This window comes from Methyloceanibacter sp., assembly GCF_050726195.1.
In the GTDB taxonomy this organism is placed as follows: Bacteria; Pseudomonadota; Alphaproteobacteria; order Rhizobiales; family Methyloligellaceae; genus Methyloceanibacter.
Window position 1 is genome coordinate 96373 of sequence record NZ_JBOHJC010000009.1, and the last position, 20371, is coordinate 116743.

20 protein-coding genes are annotated in these 20371 nt (G+C 62.8%); 9 read left to right on the top strand and 11 right to left on the bottom strand.

Annotated features, from left to right (window positions below):
- Positions 1 to 41: 41 nt before the first annotated feature.
- From ACRECX_RS08295 to galE, 3 genes are all read right to left on the bottom strand, one after another.
- The gene (locus ACRECX_RS08295) at positions 42 to 1391 is read right to left on the bottom strand and encodes a lytic murein transglycosylase (protein WP_431558358.1); all 1350 of its coding nucleotides are present in this window, start codon (positions 1389 to 1391) and stop codon (positions 42 to 44) included.
- 65 nt (positions 1392 to 1456) lie between these two features.
- Positions 1457 to 2782, bottom strand: coding sequence for a lytic murein transglycosylase (locus ACRECX_RS08300; RefSeq protein WP_431558359.1), 1326 nt, complete (start codon positions 2780 to 2782; stop codon positions 1457 to 1459).
- A gap of 89 nt (positions 2783 to 2871) precedes the next feature.
- The gene (galE, locus tag ACRECX_RS08305) at positions 2872 to 3864 is read right to left on the bottom strand and encodes a UDP-glucose 4-epimerase GalE (protein WP_431558360.1); all 993 of its coding nucleotides are present in this window, start codon (positions 3862 to 3864) and stop codon (positions 2872 to 2874) included.
- 127 nt (positions 3865 to 3991) lie between these two features.
- On the opposite strand from galE, the gene galU reads away from it, so the two are divergent.
- Complete coding sequence (gene galU, locus ACRECX_RS08310) at positions 3992 to 4864, top strand: UTP--glucose-1-phosphate uridylyltransferase GalU (protein WP_431558361.1); 873 nt, start codon at positions 3992 to 3994, stop codon at positions 4862 to 4864.
- A 154-nt stretch (positions 4865 to 5018) separates the two neighbouring features.
- Here the strand turns inward: galU and ACRECX_RS08315 are convergent, their stop codons facing one another.
- Positions 5019 to 5621: a TetR/AcrR family transcriptional regulator gene (locus ACRECX_RS08315; protein WP_431558362.1), complete on the bottom strand. Its 603-nt coding sequence runs from the start codon at positions 5619 to 5621 to the stop codon at positions 5019 to 5021.
- Between the two features lie 279 nt (positions 5622 to 5900).
- On the opposite strand from ACRECX_RS08315, the gene ACRECX_RS08320 reads away from it, so the two are divergent.
- The 4 genes from ACRECX_RS08320 (at position 5901) to ACRECX_RS08335 (ending at position 10122) form a co-directional block, all read left to right on the top strand.
- On the top strand, positions 5901 to 7334 hold the full coding sequence (locus ACRECX_RS08320; protein WP_431558363.1) for a coniferyl aldehyde dehydrogenase: 1434 nt from the start codon (positions 5901 to 5903) through the stop codon (positions 7332 to 7334).
- A gap of 32 nt (positions 7335 to 7366) precedes the next feature.
- Positions 7367 to 7837 carry a hypothetical protein gene (locus ACRECX_RS08325; protein ID WP_431558364.1) on the top strand — a complete coding sequence of 157 codons (471 nt, stop codon included), beginning with the start codon at positions 7367 to 7369 and terminating at the stop codon, positions 7835 to 7837.
- 256 nt (positions 7838 to 8093) lie between these two features.
- Positions 8094 to 9089 (top strand): putative zinc-binding metallopeptidase, encoded by a 996-nt coding sequence (locus ACRECX_RS08330; RefSeq protein ID WP_431558365.1) that lies wholly within the window; start codon positions 8094 to 8096, stop codon positions 9087 to 9089.
- A gap of 10 nt (positions 9090 to 9099) precedes the next feature.
- Entirely contained in the window at positions 9100 to 10122 is a 1023-nt protein-coding gene (locus tag ACRECX_RS08335) for a D-alanine--D-alanine ligase family protein (RefSeq protein WP_431558366.1), read from the top strand.
- A 76-nt stretch (positions 10123 to 10198) separates the two neighbouring features.
- Here ACRECX_RS08335 and ACRECX_RS08340 read toward each other — a convergent pair whose 3' ends face one another.
- Entirely contained in the window at positions 10199 to 11713 is a 1515-nt protein-coding gene (locus ACRECX_RS08340) for an outer membrane beta-barrel protein (protein ID WP_431558367.1), read from the bottom strand.
- A gap of 286 nt (positions 11714 to 11999) precedes the next feature.
- Between ACRECX_RS08340 and ACRECX_RS08345 the strand changes: the two genes are divergently transcribed.
- Positions 12000 to 13010, top strand: coding sequence for a KpsF/GutQ family sugar-phosphate isomerase (locus tag ACRECX_RS08345; protein WP_431558368.1), 1011 nt, complete (start codon positions 12000 to 12002; stop codon positions 13008 to 13010).
- A gap of 28 nt (positions 13011 to 13038) precedes the next feature.
- Positions 13039 to 13209, top strand: a complete 171-nt coding sequence (locus ACRECX_RS08350) for a hypothetical protein (protein WP_431558369.1) — start codon at positions 13039 to 13041, stop codon at positions 13207 to 13209.
- A 10-nt stretch (positions 13210 to 13219) separates the two neighbouring features.
- Here the strand turns inward: ACRECX_RS08350 and ACRECX_RS08355 are convergent, their stop codons facing one another.
- Positions 13220 to 14848 (bottom strand): radical SAM protein, encoded by a 1629-nt coding sequence (locus tag ACRECX_RS08355; protein WP_431558370.1) that lies wholly within the window; start codon positions 14846 to 14848, stop codon positions 13220 to 13222.
- 134 nt (positions 14849 to 14982) lie between these two features.
- Here ACRECX_RS08355 and glpD point away from each other — a divergent pair, with 134 nt between their 5' ends.
- The gene (gene glpD / locus ACRECX_RS08360; protein ID WP_431558371.1) at positions 14983 to 16479 is read left to right on the top strand and encodes a glycerol-3-phosphate dehydrogenase; all 1497 of its coding nucleotides are present in this window, start codon (positions 14983 to 14985) and stop codon (positions 16477 to 16479) included.
- 85 nt (positions 16480 to 16564) lie between these two features.
- On the opposite strand, the gene ACRECX_RS08365 is transcribed toward glpD, so the two are convergent.
- From ACRECX_RS08365 to ACRECX_RS08380, 4 genes are all read right to left on the bottom strand, one after another.
- On the bottom strand, positions 16565 to 17179 hold the full coding sequence (locus tag ACRECX_RS08365) for a hypothetical protein (RefSeq protein WP_431558372.1): 615 nt from the start codon (positions 17177 to 17179) through the stop codon (positions 16565 to 16567).
- 63 nt (positions 17180 to 17242) lie between these two features.
- Positions 17243 to 17434, bottom strand: coding sequence for a hypothetical protein (locus ACRECX_RS08370; protein ID WP_431558373.1), 192 nt, complete (start codon positions 17432 to 17434; stop codon positions 17243 to 17245).
- A gap of 944 nt (positions 17435 to 18378) precedes the next feature.
- The gene (locus ACRECX_RS08375; RefSeq protein ID WP_431558374.1) at positions 18379 to 19323 is read right to left on the bottom strand and encodes an IS1595 family transposase; all 945 of its coding nucleotides are present in this window, start codon (positions 19321 to 19323) and stop codon (positions 18379 to 18381) included.
- A 5-nt stretch (positions 19324 to 19328) separates the two neighbouring features.
- The gene (locus tag ACRECX_RS08380; RefSeq protein ID WP_431558375.1) at positions 19329 to 19565 is read right to left on the bottom strand and encodes a hypothetical protein; all 237 of its coding nucleotides are present in this window, start codon (positions 19563 to 19565) and stop codon (positions 19329 to 19331) included.
- A 98-nt stretch (positions 19566 to 19663) separates the two neighbouring features.
- Between ACRECX_RS08380 and ACRECX_RS08385 the strand changes: the two genes are divergently transcribed.
- A complete protein-coding gene (locus ACRECX_RS08385) occupies positions 19664 to 19900 on the top strand; it encodes a hypothetical protein (RefSeq protein ID WP_431558376.1) in 237 nt (78 codons plus the stop codon).
- A gap of 12 nt (positions 19901 to 19912) precedes the next feature.
- Here ACRECX_RS08385 and ACRECX_RS08390 read toward each other — a convergent pair whose 3' ends face one another.
- Positions 19913 to 20356 (bottom strand): NfeD family protein, encoded by a 444-nt coding sequence (locus tag ACRECX_RS08390; RefSeq protein ID WP_431558377.1) that lies wholly within the window; start codon positions 20354 to 20356, stop codon positions 19913 to 19915.
- Positions 20357 to 20371: the final 15 nt, after the last annotated feature.

Here is a 20371-nt window from a genome sequence, read left to right on the forward strand (position 1 = left end):
GTCCCGCAGCGGCAACGCGCACCGGAGTCTAGCCCCTAGCATTAGTTTGCCGCGGGTGCCTGTTGCCCTCCATCCGCCGGCTGCTGGACCGGGGCCGGAACCGCTTGCACCGCCGGCTGCCCGGGTACTTCCGGCACGGCGCCGACCGGCTGCTCAACCGGAATCGGGGCCGGAGGCGGCACCTCGCTCCGCAACGTCTTCAGCAGCGTCTGGGTGGGAATCCCGTCCGCCTTCAGGCCCTTGGCCCGCTGGTAGGATTTGATGCCCTCGCCGGTCCCTTTACCGACAATGCCATCCACCTCGCCCTCCAGGTGCCCGTGGGCGATAAGGTGCGTTTGCAACTCCTTGCGCTGATCGAGCGAGAGCCGGTTCTCGCCGACCGGCCATTGCTGGATGAACGGTCCGCCGCCGGCGAGGCGGTCGGCCAGGTGACCCACGGCGAGCGCATAGGACTTGGCGACGTTGTAGCGCAACAGCGAGCGGAAATTGTTGAGGACGAGAAAGGCGGGCCCGTTCGCCCCTTCCGGCGCGAACAGGGTTGCCTTGTCACCGGGGCGCGGAAATGGCTGGCCGCTGGCCCTGACGAAACCGAGCTTCTCCCATTGGCCGAGCGACTTTGACGTGCTCTCGCCGATCTTGCTCGGGTTCACGCCCTTCGGCACGCGAACCTCGTAGCCCCAGGTCTGGCCCGGCTGCCACTTCGACACCCTGAGATAGCTCGCCGTGGAGCCGAGCGCGTCGGGAATCGTGCCCCAGATGTCGCGCCGCCCATCGCCGTCGTAGTCCACGGCGTAGGCGGAATAGGTCGTCGGGATGAACTGCGTGTGCCCCATAGCGCCAGCCCACGAGCCGTTCATGTTCTCGTAGGTGACGTCGCCACGCTGGAGAATCTTTAGCGCCGAGACAATCTGTCCCCGCGCAAATTTGGCCTTCGTATTCGAGCAGATGAGCGTCGCCAGCGAGTTGATGACGTTCTTGTCGCCGGGCTGATCGCCATAGTTTGACTCGACGCCCCAGATGGCCACGAGGATGTGCCGGTCGACGCCGTATTTCGCCTCGAGCTGATCGAGCAGCGGCTTATACTCGATGAGCTTCTGCTTGCCGTTGACGATCCGCTTCTCCGACGCGGCGCGATCGATGTACTCGCCGATCGGCTTCACGTATTCGGGCTGGTAGGTGGCGAGTTCGATTACCTCGGCATCAAACGCCGCCCCCTGGAAGGCGCGATCGAAGGTTTCCCGGCTGACACCGCCCGCCTTCGCCGCGGGCCAGAGACTCTGCACGCAAGTCTGAAACTTATCGGCATGGGCCGCCTCGGGGAACGCCAGGGCGACCAGGAGGGCCGAGCCGGCGCCACACATCAAAGCCTTATGAGATCCTGTGATTCGCATGGTGGTGACCCTAACAAGAGGCCCGGGCAGAACCTAGGCAAGTCAACCCTTTTTGGCAAATTTCGTCAGTTCTGGGCACTCGCCGCCTTGAGCACATGGTTGACGAGGGCGCTGCTCGGGTAGCAGGTGAGCGGCAGGCCAAGCCTCTGCTCCTCCATGCCGATCGCTTGGCGCGTCTTGAAGCCGACCAGTCCGTCGACCTTGCCGACGTCATGGCCCTGCCCCACGAGCACCTCCTGGAAGCGCTGCATGCGGTCGCGGGGGAACCGCTCCACCGCCGCCCAGTCACCGACGAAGTCGGCCGGCGCGTTGTAGGCGATCATGTCGGCCACATGGCCCACGAAAATCGCGTAGACGTCGGAGTTATTGTAGAGCTTCAGCACCGAGAAATTAGTCGTCGCGAGGAAGGCCGGGCCCTTCATCCCGGCGGGAAGGACGAGGAACGTCCAGTCGTCCAGCCGCTCACCCGGAAAGGGTCGCCCGCGCACCCGCTTGACCCCAAGATCGATCCACTCGCGGATCGGCAGCGACTTGTCAGGCCCTTGCCGCGTGCAATCGAAGTTCTTCGGCAGGACGACCTCGTAGGCCCACGGCTGATTGCCGTCCCAACCCTGGCTCGATAGCGAGTTTCCGGCCGACGCGAGGGCGTCCGGCACTGAGTTCCAGATATCGCGCCTCCCGTCGCCGTCGAAGTCCACCGCATATTTCTCGAAATCGCCTGGGAGGAACTGGGTGTAGCCCATGGCACCCGCCCAGGAGCTCTTCATCTCGGCGCGCACCGCGTGTCCAAGTTCGATGATCTTGAGCGCGCCGATGAGTTGCGGGCGGAACTCGTCCGGCCTGCGGCCCATGAAGGCTTGCGTGGCGATGGCGGTGACGGCGTCATGGGGAAGCGCCGCGGTGCCGAAGCCGGTCTCGCGGCCCCAGATGGCGACGATGATGCTCGCCGGCACGCCATATTTTTGTTGGATCGCTCCCAAGGTCGGCGCGAGCTGCTTGTACTTGGCGCGGCCGGTGCCCGCGAGCGAAGTCAGCGCGTCCTTGCTGAAGTATTTCTCGGGGATGTCGAACTCCGCCTGGTGGCGCGGCTTCGGCTTCATCGCGGCCGGGAGCGCCGGGCCATCGGAAAAGGCCGGGTCCGGCGGCACGAGCTGCGGCAAGGCCCAGTCGAGCTTGAGCCCCTTCAGATGCTGATCGAAGGTCTTGCGCGAGATGCCTGCCGCCTCGGCCTCGGGCCACAGCGCCTCGAGCCATACCGCGAATTGCGCCTCGACGGCCTTTTTGTAGGCGGCCACTGGATCGGCGGCGCCAGCCGGCGATGGCACCGCAAGCCAGAGCGCGGCCGCAAGCGCGAGCCCCACGCGAAAAACCCCGTATTTCCCCAAACCCATGCGCTTTTTCTCAGGAATCAAGCGATTCGACGCGAACCCTGATTGTGGCGGGCAGTTTTGGCGCTGGAAAGGCGAAGCCGGCGAAAAACTCAGGAGGCGGCGCGGAATTCCTCGAGGCGCTTCTCCCAGGCGAGCGCATCCCGAACGATGGTATCGAGGTCGTTCAGGCGCGGCTCCCACCCGAGTACCTCGTGGATGCGCGCCGCCCCGGCCACGAGCGCGGCCGGGTCGCCCGCCCTGCGGCCGGTCTTGTGCACGGCGAAGTCTGACTGCGACGCCCGCTTCACCGCCTCGATCACTTCGAGCACCGAGAAGCCTTTGCCGTAGCCGCAGTTCAACACGATGCTCTCGCCGCCGTCGCGCAGATAGCGGAGCGCGTCGAGATGCGCGCGGACGAGATCGCTCACATGGATGTAGTCGCGGACGCACGTCCCGTCCGGCGTCTCGTAGTCGGTGCCGTAGACGTCGAGATGCGGCCGCATGCCGAGCGCCGTCTCGGCCGCCACCTTGATCAGATGTGTCGCGCCCGAGGTCGACTGGCCGCTCCGCCCCTTGGGATCGGCGCCGGCGACATTGAAATACCGCAGCGCCACGAAGCGCAGAGGATGCGCCCTCGCCGTGTCGCGCAGCATGGTCTCGGTCATGAGCTTGGAAGAGCCATAGGGCGAGATCGGCTCGAGGCTCGCGTCCTCGGTGACGGGATTGGCCTTGGGGATGCCGTACACCGCCGCGGTCGACGAGAAGATGAAGTACGGGATATTGGTCTCGACCGCGCTGGCGATCAGCGAGCGCGATTTGCACGTGTTGTTGAGATAGTAGCCGAGCGGGTCGGCGACCGACTCCGGCACGACGATTGAGCCGGCGAAATGGAGGATGGCGTCGATATCATTTCGCAGCAGCAGCTGGCGCACGAGATTGTGGTCGCCGACGTCGCCCTCGACGAATTTCGCGCCCTCAGGCACTGCCCAGCGGAAGCCGGTCGACAGATTGTCGAGAACCAACACGTCCTCGCCCGCATCGAGCAGTTCGAGCGCCATATGGCTGCCGATGAACCCGGCGCCCCCGGTAACCAAGACGCTCATTTGGAACGACCCCGCGCGCAGTAAGTGGAAATTCACCACTTGCTATCCGAAACAGGTTGAGGGACTTCTAAGCGCCGGCATGGCACCCGCCTTCGTCTGCCAATCGTTAAGCTTAACGAGGACTTGAATGGCTGCTCGCGTCCGCAAGGCCGTGTTCCCCGTGGCGGGGCTCGGCACCCGTTTCCTCCCCGCCACCAAGGCCATGCCGAAGGAGATGCTGACGGTGGTCGACCGGCCGCTGATCCAGCACGTGGTTGACGAGGCGCGCTCCGCTGGCATCGAGCATTTCGTCTTCGTCACCGGCCGGAACAAGAGCATCATCGAGGATCATTTCGACCAGCAGCCCGAGCTGGAGGGCGTGCTCGCCGCCCGCGGCAAGACGGCGGAGCTCGAAGGCCTTAAGAAAGACCTGCCTGAGGCCGGTCGGGCGAGCTTCGTGCGTCAGCAGGAACCGCTCGGCCTAGGCCATGCCGTGTGGTGCGCCCGCGACATTATCGGCAACGAGCCGTTCGCTCTGCTGCTCCCCGACGTGCTGGTGCAGACGCCGGGCAAAGGCTGCCTCGCCCAGATGCTCGACGTCTACGAGCAGCGCGGAGGCAACATCCTCGCCGTCGAGCCCATGCCCGAGGACCAACTAAAGAATTACGGCGTGGTCGCCGTGGGCCAGGGCGACGGCAAGACGTTTCCCATCACAGGCATGGTGGAAAAGCCGAAGCCCGGCACCGAGCCGTCGAACCTCACCATTCTTGGCCGCTACATCCTTCAGCCGGAGATCTTCGCGCTCCTGGCGGCGCAGGAGAAGGGGGCCGGCGGCGAGATCCAGCTCACCGACTCCATGCTGGCCTTGATGAAGACGCAAGCCTTCTATGCGCTGGAATACGAGGGCCGCGCCTTCGACTGCGGCTCGAAGGCCGGCTTCCTCGCCGCCAACATCGCCTTCGCGCTCGCCCGCCCGGGCCTCCGCGACCAGGTCATCGCCGAGATCAAGAAGCTCGTGTAAAACACCTCTTCCCTCCCGGGAGACTACTCGAAGTGGGTCACGTCCCGGTACAGAACGTCTGCGATGCGCTCCTTGCGTGCCAGAGGCACGCTGACCGCGCGTCTGCTTGGAGCCAAGACCGGACTTAACTCTCGCCTCGAAGGCTCCCGAGAAATCATGCGCGGTCCTTGCCGAACAGGCGCGTGAATGTCCCGATCACCTCGTTGGCCACCTGTCTTTGCTGCGCCCGAGGGATACCAACTTTGCGCGCAAGGCTTCCTTCCAGGATGAGCGTTGCCAAGCCGTGCACGACCGCCCAGCAAGCGATAGCCATTGTTCGTCTGACCTCGGCCGGCTGGCCGGCAAGCGCCTTATCGATCCCTTCGACCAGCTTGCCGAACGCTTCATCTTCTTGCTTGCGCGCGTCGGGGTAGCGATCGAGCGGGACCGCGTCGGCGCGAAACATGGCCTGAAAATAACCGGGGTTGCGCAGGGCAAACTCGACATAGGCACGGCCCATGGCTTCTACGGCCTTGGTTGGTTCGGCCCTGGCCTGATCGGCAGCGCGCATGAGCGACAGTCCGAGCTTCGAAAACCCCTCGCCCGCGATGGCAGCGAGAATGGCCTCACGGTCGGCGAAATAGTGGTAGGGCGCCTGATGGCTCACCCCGGCCTTGCGTGCCACCTCGCGCATGCTCAGCCGGTCGAGCCCCCCCTCTTCAATTAGAGCAAGGCTCGCATCCAGCACTTTTTGGCGGAGATCCGTCGGTTTTCGCATGGCAGGAAACTATTTGGCTGCGGTACTTGACACTGTCAAGCCCATACCCATTTACTAGACACTGTCAAGTTACGCTAAACCAGGAAAGGATGCCCCGATGACCACCGTGACGACTTTCGAACCCGAGAATACCGACGATTCCTTTCCCCATGTGCTCGTTTCGAGCCTGTTGGGAACCCTCGTCAGCCTAGCCGCCGTCTGGGTCTGGACAGCCACGACTCTTGGATCGGCGATCGGAGCCTAACCTGCAATTCCACCACCTGCGAAAGGAATGCCCCTATGAACGCCATGAACAAAATGGAGACCAACCCTGGCGCAGACGCCCTACACACCACGCTTGAGCTTCAGCGCGCCGCCTTCTTGCGCGATGGTCCGCCGACGCTAAAGCTGCGCCGGGCTGACCTTAAGAAACTCAAGGACGCTATCCTGGCGCGCCAGGATGACTTCGTTGCCGCACTCGATGCCGATTTCGGCCACCGCGCGCGCCAGGAGTCCCAGATGCTCGACTTGGGGTCGACGGTTGGCGGCATCAATTATCTCTACAGCAATTTGCGGCGCTTCATGCGGCCCGACCGCCGTCACGTGGCGGCGATCTTCAAGCCAGGCTCGGCAAAGGTCGTGTACCAGCCGCTCGGCGTGGTTGGCATCGTCGCGCCGTGGAACTTCCCTGTGTCCCTGGCTCTGACTCCGCTCGCCACCGCGCTGGCCGCCGGCAACCGCGCGATGGTGAAGCCGTCGGAGATGACGCCAGCTACCACGGAACTCATTGCCTCCATGCTCGCGGAGACGTTCGACGAGGAACAGGTCGCCGTCGTGACCGGCGACGCCGAGGTCGGCAAGGCATTTTCCAGCCTCCCCTTCGACCATCTCTTGTTCACCGGCAGCATTCCGGTCGGCCGGGCCATCATGCGCGCGGCGAGTGAGAACCTGGTCCCGGTGACGCTGGAGCTTGGTGGCAAGTCGCCCGTCATTATCGACGACGACTACCCGGTCCGCACCGCCGCGCGCCGCATCGCCTATGGCAAGTGCGCCAATGGCGGCCAAATCTGCACCTCCCCCGATTATCTGCTCCTGCCGAAGAGCGAAACGGAGGAGTTCATTGCGGCCTACCGGCAAGAGGTCGACACGCTCTATCCCAACGTCGGCGACAATCCTGATTTTACTTGGGTCGTCAACGACCGGCATTTCGCCCGCCTGTCGGGATTGGTCGAAGATGCGAAGGCCAAAGGCGCTCGCGTCATCGAGCTCGGGTCAAAGCAGTCAAGCGATCCTCAGTCTCGCCTGTTCCCGCCGACCTTGCTACTCGACGTCACCGATGAGATGGCGGTGATGCAGGAGGAGATCTTCGGCCCCATCTTGCCGGTCGTGACCTATGACCGGCTGGACGACGCCATTGCCTATGTGAATTCGAGACCACGCCCGCTCGCGCTCTATTTCTTTGGCAACGAGGCGCAGTCGCAGCGCCGGGTCCTCGAGCGGACGACTTCCGGCGGGGTGCTCGTCAACGACACCATTCTGCATTACGCTCAGGACGATCTCCCCTTCGGCGGCATTGGGCCGAGCGGCATGGGTGCTTACCACGGTGCCGAGGGCTTCAAGACCATGAGTCATGCCAAGGCCGTGTTCCAACAGGCGCGGTTCAACGTCGTCGATCTGTTCCGGCCACCCTTCGGTAGGACCTTCGACTTCCTGCTCAACTTCATGCTGCGCTGAGGGTGCGGCCCATGAAGAGCTCATCTCGGACAGTGATCGACCACCCCGCGGATGGCATCGATCTCGCAAAGTGGCTCTCCACGATGACCGACCGGGAGTACCAGGCGTGCTCCCGGTCGCATCGCGCGGCCGGCACCTTCCGCGAAGGCAAAACCTTCGGGATGGTCAATGTCGAAAGCATCGGCGGGCATTTGCTGATCCAGCATTATCTCGCAAAGAAGGCCGCGGCCAACCATGTCCTCATGCATTCGACGAACACGCGCGTGTATGTCATGCACGTCTTTCCCGCCACCATCGAAGTCATTTGGACCCTCGCGGTCGAGCCCAGGGATCACAACAGTGCCGAGTTCAGTTGCACCGTCGAAGCGCGCATGCCGGCTGCGCTGGACTTCGTAGCGAGACTGGGGCTACTGCCGCTCTTTCTGCGCCGCCACGTAGAGGAGGAGACGAACAAGTTCGCCGCCGACATCGCCCGGAAAGCCAGCTCGTCATCCCAGGCTTAATCCAGACCGAACTACCGTGACTGGAACGAATCGGGCCTAGACTGATCGTCGATCGATTGCTGTCCGCCCCAGCCGACGCTGAATTCGCCCCGAGGGCGGGCCCCTGAGCATGGCCGGGCTGTTCCGAGAGTTTATTTTTGGTGGAGGAGCATATATTCGCAAGATCACGCGGCGCTGTCATTTGGGCTGAAAGCAACTGGGTCACGCAGTGCGTTCGAATCGACGAACAAACGGGGGGCGTTATCCCTGGGAGCACATGACGCAGCGCGAGTTGCTGTCAGTCAGAATGTGTGACCTACACGTCTCCATCGCGGGAACCTGGCTCGAGGAACGCATCGAGCGGGTACGGGACGAGCTTGCCCAACGCGACTTGCGCTTCAACCCGCACTTCTGGCTTTCCGACGAGTGGTTCTCGCCGGCAGGCGTCCCCGGCGTCGCGCTGCCATTCTACCTCGCGCACCCCAAGCTCATCCGTCTCGAACGCTCGCAGATGCTCGAAGCCGAGGGTGCGACGCCTGAGTCCTGCTTGCTTCTCTTGCGCCACGAGCTGGGGCACGCCATCCAGCACGCCTTCAACCTGCAGCGCCGCCGCGAGTGGCAACGCCGGTTCGGCAGGGCGAGCACGCCCTATCCGGAGGCCTATCGGCCCAATCCCACGAGCCGGCGCTACGTGCAAAACCTCCCGGCCTGGTATGCCCAGAGCCACCCGGAGGAGGATTTCGCCGAGACCTTCGCGGTTTGGCTGCGCCCACGCTACAACTGGCGCCGGCGTTACCGGGGCTGGCCGGCGCTGCGCAAACTCGAATACGTCGAGCGTTTGATGGGCGAGTTGGCCGGCCAGCCGCCGCGTGTTCGCAGCCGCGCCATGCCCTATGCTCTGTCACGCGAACGGATGACCCTCGGGGAGTACTACAAGCGCAAGCGGGCCCACTATGCGGTTGGATTTCCCGATGCATACGATCGCGATCTTAAACGCCTGTTCAGCGAGTCGGGAGGCACCGGCGACAAGCGCGAGACGGCAGCGGCGTTCCTACGGCGGCACCGCAGCGAGATCAGGGGCATGGTTGCGAAGTGGACAGGCGAGTACCAGTTCACGCTTGATCAAGTTCTCGAGCAGATGATGGGGCGGTGCAAGGAACTGCGCCTTGTGGCGGACGGCCCTGAGCGCAGTCTGGTGCTGGACTTCGCCATCATGTTGACGGTGCACGGCATGAGCTACCTGTACGGAGGCCGCGAATGGCACGTCATGTGAGGCGCTAGCCATGCGCAAGAAGCGCAAGAAGCGGGTGCTCGTGCTCATGCACGAAGATCTCGTGCCGCCCGACGACATTGTCGGCAGGCCCGACGCGGAGGTCTTGGAATACAAGGCCGAGTACGACGTGATAACCGGCCTGCGCGAGCTGGGGCACGAGGTGCAGCCGCTCGGGCTCTACGACGACCTGACTCCCTTGCGCGGGGCTATCCAGGACTTCAAGCCCCACATCGTCTTCAATCTGCTGGAGGAATTCCGCGGGGAGCCGATGCTAGATCAGAATGTCGTGAGCTATCTCGAGCTCGTCCAGATGCTCTACACCGGCTGTAATCCCCGCGGCCTGATGATCGCCCGCGACAAGGCGCTCTCGAAGATGATCCTGCATCACCACCGCATCCGCGTTCCACGCTTCGCCGTGGTCTCGGGCGGTCGCAAGCTCAAGCGCAAGCCCGCTCGGCTCACGTACCCGCTCATCGTCAAGTCTCAGATCGACGATTCTTCGTTTGGCATCGCCGAGGCTTCCCTGGTCAACAATGACGAAAAGCTCGCCGAGCGGATCGAATTCATGCAGGCAAATGTCGGCACAGATCTCATCCTCGAGCAGTACGTGGATGGCCGCGAGCTGTATGTCGGGGTCATGGGCAATTCGCGCCTGCAGGTGCTGCCGGTCTGGGAGCTGGAAATGCAGCGGCTGCGCTCCGATGCGCCCAAGATCGCAACCCGACGGGTCAAGTGGAACCTCAAGTTCCAGAAACGGCGCGGCGTCAAGCTCAGCCCTGCCCGGGATCTGCCGCCGGAGCTCGAGCGGCTCCTGGTGAAAACGACCAAGCGCTTGTATCGGCTGCTGCAGCTCAGTGGCTACGCGCGCGTGGACTTCCGCCTCGATGCCGAGGGACGGCCGTATTTTCTCGAGGCCAACCCTAATCCCGACATCGGCTACGGCGAGGAATTCGCGGAAGCCGCCGAAGCCGCCGGCATCGATTACGAACCGCTGCTCGATCGCATTCTCGCCATTGGGCTCCGGAAGCGCTAGCACTTGGCGACCGCCCGGTCCCCGCGAACAGATCATCGCAGAAATTGGAAAGCGGGTGTGAGTCCGCCGCTCCCCTTCAATGTCGGAGGCGCATACCGATGCGCACTTCGTTCTCCGTGAAGTCGCTCGCCTCGACGGTGGAGAAGAAGTCGGTGTGCTCGTAGCGCACATAGACAGATGCATACGGGTTGAAGTAGTGCTCCGCGCTCAAGCCCTCCTTCAGCCGCTCATCGACCTGGGGACTCTCGACGTAGTCGGCGATTTCGTACGAGACGAAACCGCGCACGACGAGGAAGCGCCAGAAGGCGTGCTGTAGCGACAGCTCGTAGAAGCGGTCGACGGCGCCGAGCGCGTCGACCAGGGTCGTGGTGTCGACCTCGGTCCGCGCCAGGAACTCGACCATGGTGATCGGCGTCGGCATCCAGATGAGGTCAGCGTTCAGCAAAAACCCTTCGATTGGATCGAGACTGTCGTCGATCGATTGCAGCTGGCCCCAGCCAACGCTGATCTCGCCCACAAACCTCGGCTTGGCGAAGATCAGGCCCGACAACGCCTCGAAGCCGGACGCGTTTCGATTGATGCCGCTCGTGCTGATGGGCTGCCTGAAGTCATCCTCCGCGATGGCACCTTCTACGAAGCCCGCCAGCTCGGGATTGAATTCGTAGGTGCCGCGCAGCTTCAACTCGTTCTCGCGATAGTCCCTAATATCCCGTATGGGAATGCCGGTGGGAACCGTGAGATCGACGACGCCGAATGCCGTGCCGGGAATGTCGTCGTAATTGTAATCCGTGACGGTCCCCTCGATCTCGATGGTCACGCGGTTGAACGTATGGTCGGCCGCGGCGGTAATGTGCTTTTCATAAACATTGGTCTGGGCGCCGGCGATGTCGGTGATGCTCACGGAGTTGCGGCCGGCTTGTGTCTGCGATTGCTCGAGCTCGAGCGCAAGATGCGAGCGGCGAGTCACGTCAAGCCGCCCTCTCAGAAGAGCCGAGTAGATGCGGTCGTCCTCGACCGAAAAGTCCTTGTACCAGGTCCGGTCGGCGTCGAACTGAGCGAGGAAGAAGTGCCTGGCCCAGTTCGACTCAAGCCGAACGTTCGGCGCGAATTCCAAGGCGATGTCCGAGTGGGTGTCGGTCTTCGTGCCGAGCACGTTGTCGGTGAGGACTGTGCCGATTTCGGCCTCGGTGAACAAGAGGAAGCTGCCGAGCCGCATGCCGATCGGCACATAGGGATCGAGTTCGTGTCCCCTGGGCGGCAGCGGCCGTTGCTCCAAGTCGTCGTCCACGCTGGGCGGTCCGATCAGCGGCATTCCGGTTGCCGTGGTGATGCCGAACTCCGGTACCGCCGGCACGGGCTCGGCCGGTTCGTCGCCCAAGCCGCCGAGCGGTGGCGGAGGCGGCGGTGGCGGGGGCGAAAGCGAGGGATCGTCGGCGAGGTTGCTCGGCGGGCTGGTCTCAGCGCCAGTCGTGCCGGCGTCGTCGGCATCGATCCCGCGGTCGAACGTCTGTTGCCGCCTCGCCCGTGAGGTGATCGACGGCACGACGCCTTCCTCTTGCGGCGCGCCGATGCTGCCGCGCAAGACCGGCACGGCCGCATCCTGGGCCGCGGCCGGCGCGGTTGGAGCACCGAGCAGGGCTGCAGCGAGAGCGCCCGCTGCGCAAAATGTATGGCGACGCGGCAAGGACGCACCTCGATCGACGCTGGGCGAAACGGTCGGAAACCCGCCGGAATGCTGGCTCCGGGCCTTGCGCCCGTTGAGCCTCAAGCCTAGGAGCAAGACGGTTAACGAGCGGTTTAGCCCTGTCTCGAAATGGCGCGTCCTTCCCTTGCCTTAATCCGTGCTAGAATTGGGGCCTTAAACGGGGGAACATCGAATGCCTGTAAGCCTGCGGAGGGATCTTGTACCGCCGGAGGAGCGCCGCCTCGAGGCCCTCGACTCGGCCATTAACACTCTGGATCTCGAGGCCAAGGGTCTGAGTGCCCTATACGAAAGCCTCAAGGCAGATGGTGGGTACTGCTTTGGCGAGGCGATCGAGATCCTCCGAAATTGCCGCAGCCGAGTCATCGTCACCGGCATCGGCAAGAGCGGTCATGTCGGGCTGAAGGTGGCCGCCACCCTCTCCTCCACCGGCACCCCCGCCCATTTCGTGCATCCGAGCGAAGCGAGCCACGGCGATCTCGGCATGATCACGCGTGACGACGCCATACTTGTCTTTTCCTGGTCGGGCGAAACCGTCGAACTCGGCAATATCGTTTCTTACTCCAGGCGTTTCGCCGTGCCCTTGATCGCCGTCACCTCGAACCGGGACTCGACCCTGGCGCAGGCGGCCGAAGTGGTGCTTGCTTTGCCCCACGCCAAGGAAGCTTGCCCCCACGGGCTTGCGCCGACCACCTCCACCGTCATGCAACTTGCGCTTGGCGATTGCATCGCCATCGCGTTGCTCGAAAGCAAGGGCTTCACCGCCATCGACTTCAAGGCGCTGCATCCCGGCGGGCAGCTCGGCGCCCGTCTGAAATTCGTGAGCGACCTGATGCACAAGGGCGACCGCCTGCCGCTCGCCGCGGCTGACGTGGTCATGGGGGAGGCCATCGTCGTCATGACCGAGAAGGCCCTCGGCTGCCTCGGCGTTGTCGACGGCAACGGCATGCTCAAAGGCATCATCACCGACGGCGACTTGCGGCGTCACATGGGGAACGATCTGCTTGCCTTGCGCGCCGCCGACATCATGACGCCGGAGCCCAAGACCGTAGCGCCGGACCTCCTGGCATCCGCCGCGCTGGAGCTGATCAACGCCTCGAAGATCACCGCTCTGTTCGTGGTCGAGAACGGTCGCCCGGTCGGCATCATCCACATTCACGACCTGCTCCGCGCGGGCGTTGCGTAACCGCGCCGCGGTGCTTACCTAAAGCATCATGACCACCAAGACACCCAATCAACGCAACTTCCGCATCACCAGCGAGGATCAGTTCGATCTCACCCAGGCCAGAGCCAGCTATGTCGGCATGCCGTTGTGGCAGCGTCTGGCGCTCTGGTCGGTGATCGCCGTGGTCCTGCTCGGCATCGTCGGCGACTTGGTATTTTGATATCCCTGACTTAGGCCGCCGCTTGCTCCTCAACGGCCCGCTTGGCGCGCGAGAACGAGCGGCCTGCATCGGGCATGGCGCCGGTCTTCTCGTCGACTTGGCTCAGAGCCTGAGCTAGCTCCGAATAATGATAGTGCATGGCTACCTTGATTCCATAGATGAACAGGATGTGAGGTTCATGCCAGCGCCGGCGCACCACTCCCGCCAATTGCCGCCGATAGCGCGCTCGCAACGCCTTGTCCTTCACCAAGGCCAGCAGCCGCGCGGCGATGGCGCCGAACTTCACGTAGTTGAAGAAGCACCGCTTCGCCCACGCTAGACGCTGCTGGGACCAATATGGCAGTCCATGCACAACGTATTTGAACCCGCCGTCCATATATAGCGAATCTAGACGCTGGAAATAGGCATCGGCGCCATAGCAAGCCTGCATCACCTCGATAAAGCCGTCGCGTAGTTCCTCGCGTGACATGCCGAGAGGTATGACGTTCGTGCCATAGACCTCGCTGTCTTCGTCGTCGTTCAGCCGTCCTTCCCTCTTCAGGCGGTCATAAAGCGGTGTGGTGGGAATCGCATGAAGCAGTCCAATGAGGGCGGCGGAAATGCGCGCGTCTGCCAGGAACTTCGGCATGATCTCGAAGATCGAGGGATCGTCATGGTCGAAGCCGACGATCATGCCGCACCAGACGTCGATGCCGTTCTGCTGGATGCGATGAACGCGCTCCAGCAGCGTCCCGGCCTTTGGCCGGACGTTTTGCAGTTTCTTAGTTTCACGCAGCGAGTCCTCGTTCGGCGTCTCGATGCCGATGAACACGCTCTGGAAATTTGCAAGCCCCATCAGCTCCATAAGCTCCTCGTCCTCCGCCAGATCGAGAGAGGCTTCGGTGAACAGCGTCAGGGGATAGGCATTCTCCTGCTGCCAACGGACGATCTCGCGCAAGATCGACTTGATTGCCTTCTTGTTGCCGATCAGATTGTCGTCGACCACAAACACGATATTGAGCCCGGCTTCCCGGAACGAATCGAGTTCGGCCAGGACTTGCTCGCTCGTCTTGAGACGAGGCTTGCGGCCGAACGTCACAATGATGTCGCAGAACTCGCAGGTAAACGGGCAGCCGCGCGAGATCTGCAAACTGCCGAACATGTAGCGGTCGGTCTTCAAAAGATCGATACGCGGCAGCGGCAACCGCTCGACCTCGGTCTTGTCCAGCTGCTTGTAGCTGCTCTGATGGCAACCCCGTTCCCAATCGCGCAGGAACTCGGGCCAGGTCTCGTCCGCCTCGCCGATGAAGATCACGTCCGCCAGTCCCTCCAAGGCTTCCGGCTCGACCGTCGCCATCGGGCCGCCGACGGCGGTCATCACCCGTAAGGTTCTCACCTTGTCGAGTATCTCGATCAACCTTCGCCCCTGGACGCTCATCCCCGTGAGGCAGACGAGGTCGGCCCGAGCCAAGCGTCCGAAATCGATGTCTTCGACGTTCTCATCGATCAGCGTCACCTGGTGATGGTCGGGGACGAGCGCCGCGAGGAGACCGAGGCAGGCGACCGGCAAGTTTGCCTGCTTGCCGAACAGGGGCATGCAGTGCTCCAGACCCCAAAAGGAAATGTCGAAGCGCGGATTGATGATGACGATGTCTGCCATGAGCTCCTACAGGTTGTGAGGGAAGAGAGTTCGTGATTGAGCCGACCGGGCAAAGATGGCGATAAAGCGCCCCTTAAGCTCACGCCGGCTTGTAGGGTGAATTATTCCTCTACTGCCCATGGGACTGGAACGCCGTGGCCACTGATTCGTTCGACCTTCTCGTTATCGGCGGCGGCATCCACGGCGCTGCCGTGGCCCGGGACGCCGCCGGGCGCGGGCTGAAGGTGATGCTTGCCGAGAAGGGCGACTACGCCTGCGCCACTTCTTCCGCCTCCTCGAAGCTGATCCACGGCGGCCTGCGCTATCTCGAACGGCTCGAGTTCAAGCTCGTGCGCGAGTCGCTCCTCGCGCGCGCCGAGTTGCTCGACACCGCGCCCCATCTCGTCTGGCCGATGCGATTTCTCATGCCCGTCTATGGCTGGCAAAAACGTCAAGCTTGGATGCTCCAGGCGGGGCTTGCGCTCTACGACGTCCTTTCCTTCGGCGGTCACCTGCCCGCCAGCGGCAGGCTCTCGGCGGCAGAAACCACGCGGCTGCCGCGGCTGCGCAAGGACGATCTGGCCGCCGTGTTCCGCTATCCCGACTGCCAGGCCGACGATGCGCGGCTCACTTTAAGCGTCGTGCTCGATGCCCGGGCCCGTGGCGCCGACATTCTCAACCGCCGAGCGGTGACGGCGATCACCGCCCTCGACAACGGCTATGCAGTCGAGCTCGACGAGCGCGGGGCGAAGCGGCGGGTCGAAGCGCGCTTCATCGTCAATGCTGCTGGGCCGTTCGTGGCAGGCGTCGACGGGCTGACCGCTGCCGCGCCACCGCCGCGGCCCTTGCGGCTCGTGCGCGGCAGCCACATCGTGCTGCCGATGCCCGACCCACCCGAGGCGGACGCCTACACCCTGCAAGACGAAGACGAGCGCATCGTATTCGTCATTCCCTGGCTCGACGGCCGCTTTCTCATCGTCGGCACGACCGACGTCCCCCACGCGGGCGATCCTAGCGAAGCTCGGTGCTCACCCGAGGAGATGACCTATCTGCTCGACGCCTATAATCGATATTTCGCGTCCGGTGGGCCGGTCACAGCGAAGGACGTCGTGTTCACTTTCTCGGGCGTGCGCGCGCTGCACGACGAGACGGGCGAGAAGCCAAGCCGCATCAGCCGCAGCCCGGCACTCGCCGTGGCCGCGCGCGGGACCGGCGGTTTCGTCACGCTCTATGGCGGCAAGCTCACCACCCACCGCGCCATAGCCGAGGACGTCCTCCATGCGATTAAGAGCTTAGGCGTCGCGATGGGACCGGCCTGGACCAAGGGCATGCCGCTTTACGGCGGAAACTTGAGCCGGGCTGCGCTGTTCGCCCGCGCCGAGCGTGGTCCGGCAGGCCTCTCCTCGACCACGCGGCGGCGACTCGTGCTGACTTATGGCGACCGCATCGAGACGCTCTTCGCGCACGTCGTTGCCGAGCCTGCCGCCGCGCAGGAAATCGCCCCCGGTGTGACCCGCGCCGAGCTCGAATATGCCGTCGAGACGGAAGACGCCATGACCGCCGAGGACTTCCTGCTTCGGCGCACCAAGCTCCATCTTCTCCTCGACCAAGCTGGGCGCGACGCGGTCGCCCAATGGTTCGGCAAGGCATGACTGTTGAAAAACACGTTATACGGGTATTATATCGTTGACACCACAGATATTAGGAGTAGTAGTTATGCATGACAGGCCGGCGAAGTTAGGTAGCGGGCCCGAGCCCTCGGTCCTCTCGGGTAAGAAACCCAAGAGTGCGGCCGAGATAAAGCAGCTCCTGGGTAATATCCTTGAGGCGAGCAATGAGATCGTCAAAATCCGCGCGGGTCGTAAGCTCGTGCCTTACGATCTCGGCGCGGTTCAGATTTATAGTTTGGATTAGCACTGCGCCAGGTTCGCATTGGGTGCTCCACATACCATGAACGTAGCCGTTCCGTTCTTGGCGGGCGTCATCGATCCGTTGGAGTAGGTCGCCTAGCCGTAGTGTGGTGTTCGGATCGGTAAATCGCATCTCACAGAGAACCCGCAGGCATTTTATCTTGGTGTCGCTAGAGAGGTTTTGGTTGAGAACGTACATTCCGCCAGGATCAGCAGGAATCAGGTGTGATAGAAATTCTGCCATGAGCGCCTCGATGGTTGCCCAAGCGACCACGACGTGTCCTATTCCCTGGTAGAGTTCAGGTTCAATTTCTTCGCGATCCCGGTGCTCAGGCATGGCTAAGCGCTCCACAGAGACATACGACGACAAAGAGACAAAACGCCGCTTTGAGGCGGCGCTACGCGGCTCCCGCGAGGTGGGCCATAAGACGATGGCCAGCATGACCCCCAAGCGGGAAAAGAAAGGACCTACAAAAAAGCGCTCCACGCGCAAGCGTGCAAAGGATTAGAACTCTTCGGCTGAAATCTCCGTGGTCCTCAGATTGCCTCGCGGCACTGGATAGAGAGTGACGCTCACCCACTCCAGGTCAGCCGAAAAAGCAAAGGTATCGTCGGCTCTGAAGTGCGCGGTGTCGGCACCGAGGAACTTCTTGTCGCTTCTGTGCCCGTACCAGCGATCGCCGACCGCGTAGGTCAACGTGTATGTTCCCAAGGGAACATTGACCGCGACTGGGCTTCCGCCCCTGACAAAAATGAGAAGGTGATCTTTGGAAGGCAGTGCGAGCTTGAGGAGATAGTGGTTTCCCGCGCTCGTGTTGATCCTGAACGGGATCGCTCGGCTGCTGGTGCGCTGCGTGAGCGGCCAACATCCGCTGCGGCCAGCCTGGCAGAACCAGGCCGCGCCGTTTGCCGGTAAGGGCTGCTCGACACCGACGAATTGGGGGACCTCTGCAGGTTCCGCGTCGCAATGCCGGCGATCAGCGCCGCGGTGATGATGCCACTGAACAGGCGTCGCCAGCGATACGGATCAAGATGCGACTCGGGGCGCGGCCCCAGTCGCCATTCGGGGTGTTTCGTAAGCGGGATTTGACCGCTGCCACCGCAATGCGGGCACGGCACCTTCGGTTCAGACTGACCGGATTCCTGCCCCACGCGCCACCCCCAGCCCTGCGCAGAAGAATAACACGAGAGGACGACAGCGATGAACCTCATTCAAGCGTTTTTGGAGATGTTACTTGGTCAAGGCCAAGACCATCCGCCAGGCCCTGCGCTTCAGATGCGCCCCGCCATCCCTCCGGGTTCGCAGCAGGCCACCACCCGTCCGGGGATGCCGGTAACCAGCCCTGGGCCACAGCCATCCCCTACATCGCGGCGGCCGATTGTGGGGAAGGATCCGACTACGGGAAAACGAACGGTCCAGCACTTCGTGCCGGTGCCGCAGGTGCCAGCCCAGCAGCAGCTCCCAGCGATGCAAAGGCAGGTGGCCACCAGAAACCCCGAAACCGGCGAGATCACCTATGGGCCGTTGGAGAATGTGCCGCTGACACCGATTAGCCCGCAGAAATTTTAGATTTTCGCCGCGAACGACGGCGCCGCTTGCGCCACCGCAAGAAGCGCGCAGCCTTAAATTTGTGAACTGGTTTAGTGAGGCTGACGGTACGTGAGACGCTTGCCTTCGGCACCCTTGACGGCAAGCGCGGCACGTTCCCCATCGTTGCATCCAAGCGCGATGCGGTGGTTGAACCGGAAGTCATATTCAGCGAGGTAACGGTGCAGATGCTTCTCGGCGCAGTGCTGGTAGATACCCTTCATGCCGCGCTTGAAGATCGCGAAATAGCCTTCGGCCGAGTTCACATGCACATCGCCGCGCACGTATTCATAGTCTGAGTGCTTCACCGTCTCGTGTGAGGCGAACACCTTGTCGGAACCGAAATAGAGCCTGCTTTCGTCGGTGTGGAAGCGGCTCTCACGGGAGACGTTTTCGCTCACGATCTTGCGAACAGTGAACTTGTCGGCAACGCCGACATGGAATGTGCGAACGGAGCCGCCCCGCTCAATCAAGGCGACGATGGCCCGCTTATGGCCGACACCGTGGCGGCTCTTCTGGAACGGGCGCCCAGTGGTCTTGAACTTGCGTCGCTTGGCTTCAGGAATATCGCCGTAATAGGTTTCGTCGGCCTCGACAACCTTGCCCGAGCCGCCCATCGGGACAAGCCCACCAGCTCGCATGGCTTCCCTGATCCGATGGGCCATGAACCAGGCGGAGCGGTAGGTGATGCCAAGGGTGCGGTGGAGCTGGTGTGCCGAGACGCCCTTCTTGCTCGACGCCATAAGGTAGAAGGCGCTCAGCCATTTATGCAAGGCGATGTGGCTCCGCTCCATCACCGTCTTCATCGTCACAGTGAAGTCCTTGCGACACTCCTTCTCGGCGCAGCGGTAAACGCCGGGACGTGAAGTCGGATAGGCGTGGCCGACAACCCCGCAATGCGGGCAGACCGGGCCATCGGGCCAAAGCACGTCCTCGAGGAATTCTCGGGCGGCATCGTCATCGTTGAAGTGTCGATCGGAAAGGACGGATTTGGTCATGGTTCTCACTGTATTGGATCGCTTGAAACTGGCGTGGTCGGCTCTGGCCAGCCCTTATCCCGGCGCGCCTCGTCAAGAAGACGCCATACCCGCATTGCCACATCCACGGACATGGGTAACCGAACGGTCTTACCGTTTTCGAGATGCAGCACCAGCAGAGCAAACTCTGCTCCAGACTCATCTTTGACCGCATCCAACGACAGCACCGCAGCTACGGTCGGAGTCTCGATGAAATCGGTCATTGCCCAAACACTACATCATGGGCTCTGTGGTGTCAACGATATAATACCCGTTATACGTGTATAGTCACGCGTATACGTCTAGAGGGGAGAGGGGTCGGATGGCGCACTTCACTGTCCACAAGGGAAAGCGCTACCGGGCCACCGTCAGGCTTGGCCTGTTCCAGAGCGTCGCCTCCAACGAGATGGTGGCGGACAAGTTCCGCGAGGTCGGCTTCACCGACGTCGTCGTCACCGGCACCGGCCGCACGCGCCACACCGAAGGAACATGGCCGCACAAGGACGCATCCGCCGAGATCCCCGATGAGGTCGACGACATCGAGCAGATCGAAGTCTGAGAGGCGGCTCGGCTAAGCCGGCTTCACCTTGAGCACCGAGCCGTCGGCGCCCACCACCTTAATGCGCGTGCCCCTCGGTAGCTCGGGCCCCTCCACCCGCCAGATCGTGTCGCCGGCATGGATGCTGCCGCGCCCGTTGACGATCGGATCGACCAAATCGAAGGATTGGCCGACCAGCTGGGTCGCGCGTTCGTTGAGCAGCGGGCGCTCGCTTTCGAGCGGGTGCTTGCGCAGATATTTGTTGGCGATCAGCACCGACGCGAGCGACAGCCCGCCGAACGAGATCAGCTGCCACTGCCAGCTGATGTCATAGCGAAACATGATGAGCCCGGTGACCGCCGCGGCAAGCCCGAACCACATGAAGAAGATGCCGGGCGCCAGCAGCTCGAGCGCGAACAGGACTGCGGCGAGGATCAGCCAACTCCACGCGCCAAGCTCGACAATCGTCTCGATCATGGGCTTCGTCCTGCG

Coding starts and splice junctions, on each gene's coding strand:
- ACRECX_RS08385 (WP_431558376.1), top strand. CDS start 19,664: ATGGCGCACTTCACTGTCCACAAGGGAAAGCGCTACCGGGCCACCGTC.
- ACRECX_RS08295 (WP_431558358.1), bottom strand. CDS start 1,391: ATGCGAATCACAGGATCTCATAAGGCTTTGATGTGTGGCGCCGGCTCG.
- ACRECX_RS08350 (WP_431558369.1), top strand. CDS start 13,039: ATGACCACCAAGACACCCAATCAACGCAACTTCCGCATCACCAGCGAG.
- ACRECX_RS08365 (WP_431558372.1), bottom strand. CDS start 17,179: ATGCTGGCCATCGTCTTATGGCCCACCTCGCGGGAGCCGCGTAGCGCC.
- galU (WP_431558361.1), top strand. CDS start 3,992: ATGGCTGCTCGCGTCCGCAAGGCCGTGTTCCCCGTGGCGGGGCTCGGC.
- ACRECX_RS08345 (WP_431558368.1), top strand. CDS start 12,000: ATGCCTGTAAGCCTGCGGAGGGATCTTGTACCGCCGGAGGAGCGCCGC.
- ACRECX_RS08315 (WP_431558362.1), bottom strand. CDS start 5,621: ATGCGAAAACCGACGGATCTCCGCCAAAAAGTGCTGGATGCGAGCCTT.
- ACRECX_RS08375 (WP_431558374.1), bottom strand. CDS start 19,323: ATGACCAAATCCGTCCTTTCCGATCGACACTTCAACGATGACGATGCC.
- ACRECX_RS08390 (WP_431558377.1), bottom strand. CDS start 20,356: ATGATCGAGACGATTGTCGAGCTTGGCGCGTGGAGTTGGCTGATCCTC.
- ACRECX_RS08320 (WP_431558363.1), top strand. CDS start 5,901: ATGAACGCCATGAACAAAATGGAGACCAACCCTGGCGCAGACGCCCTA.
- ACRECX_RS08330 (WP_431558365.1), top strand. CDS start 8,094: ATGACGCAGCGCGAGTTGCTGTCAGTCAGAATGTGTGACCTACACGTC.
- ACRECX_RS08335 (WP_431558366.1), top strand. CDS start 9,100: ATGCGCAAGAAGCGCAAGAAGCGGGTGCTCGTGCTCATGCACGAAGAT.
- ACRECX_RS08380 (WP_431558375.1), bottom strand. CDS start 19,565: ATGACCGATTTCATCGAGACTCCGACCGTAGCTGCGGTGCTGTCGTTG.
- ACRECX_RS08355 (WP_431558370.1), bottom strand. CDS start 14,848: ATGGCAGACATCGTCATCATCAATCCGCGCTTCGACATTTCCTTTTGG.
- galE (WP_431558360.1), bottom strand. CDS start 3,864: ATGAGCGTCTTGGTTACCGGGGGCGCCGGGTTCATCGGCAGCCATATG.
- ACRECX_RS08300 (WP_431558359.1), bottom strand. CDS start 2,782: ATGGGTTTGGGGAAATACGGGGTTTTTCGCGTGGGGCTCGCGCTTGCG.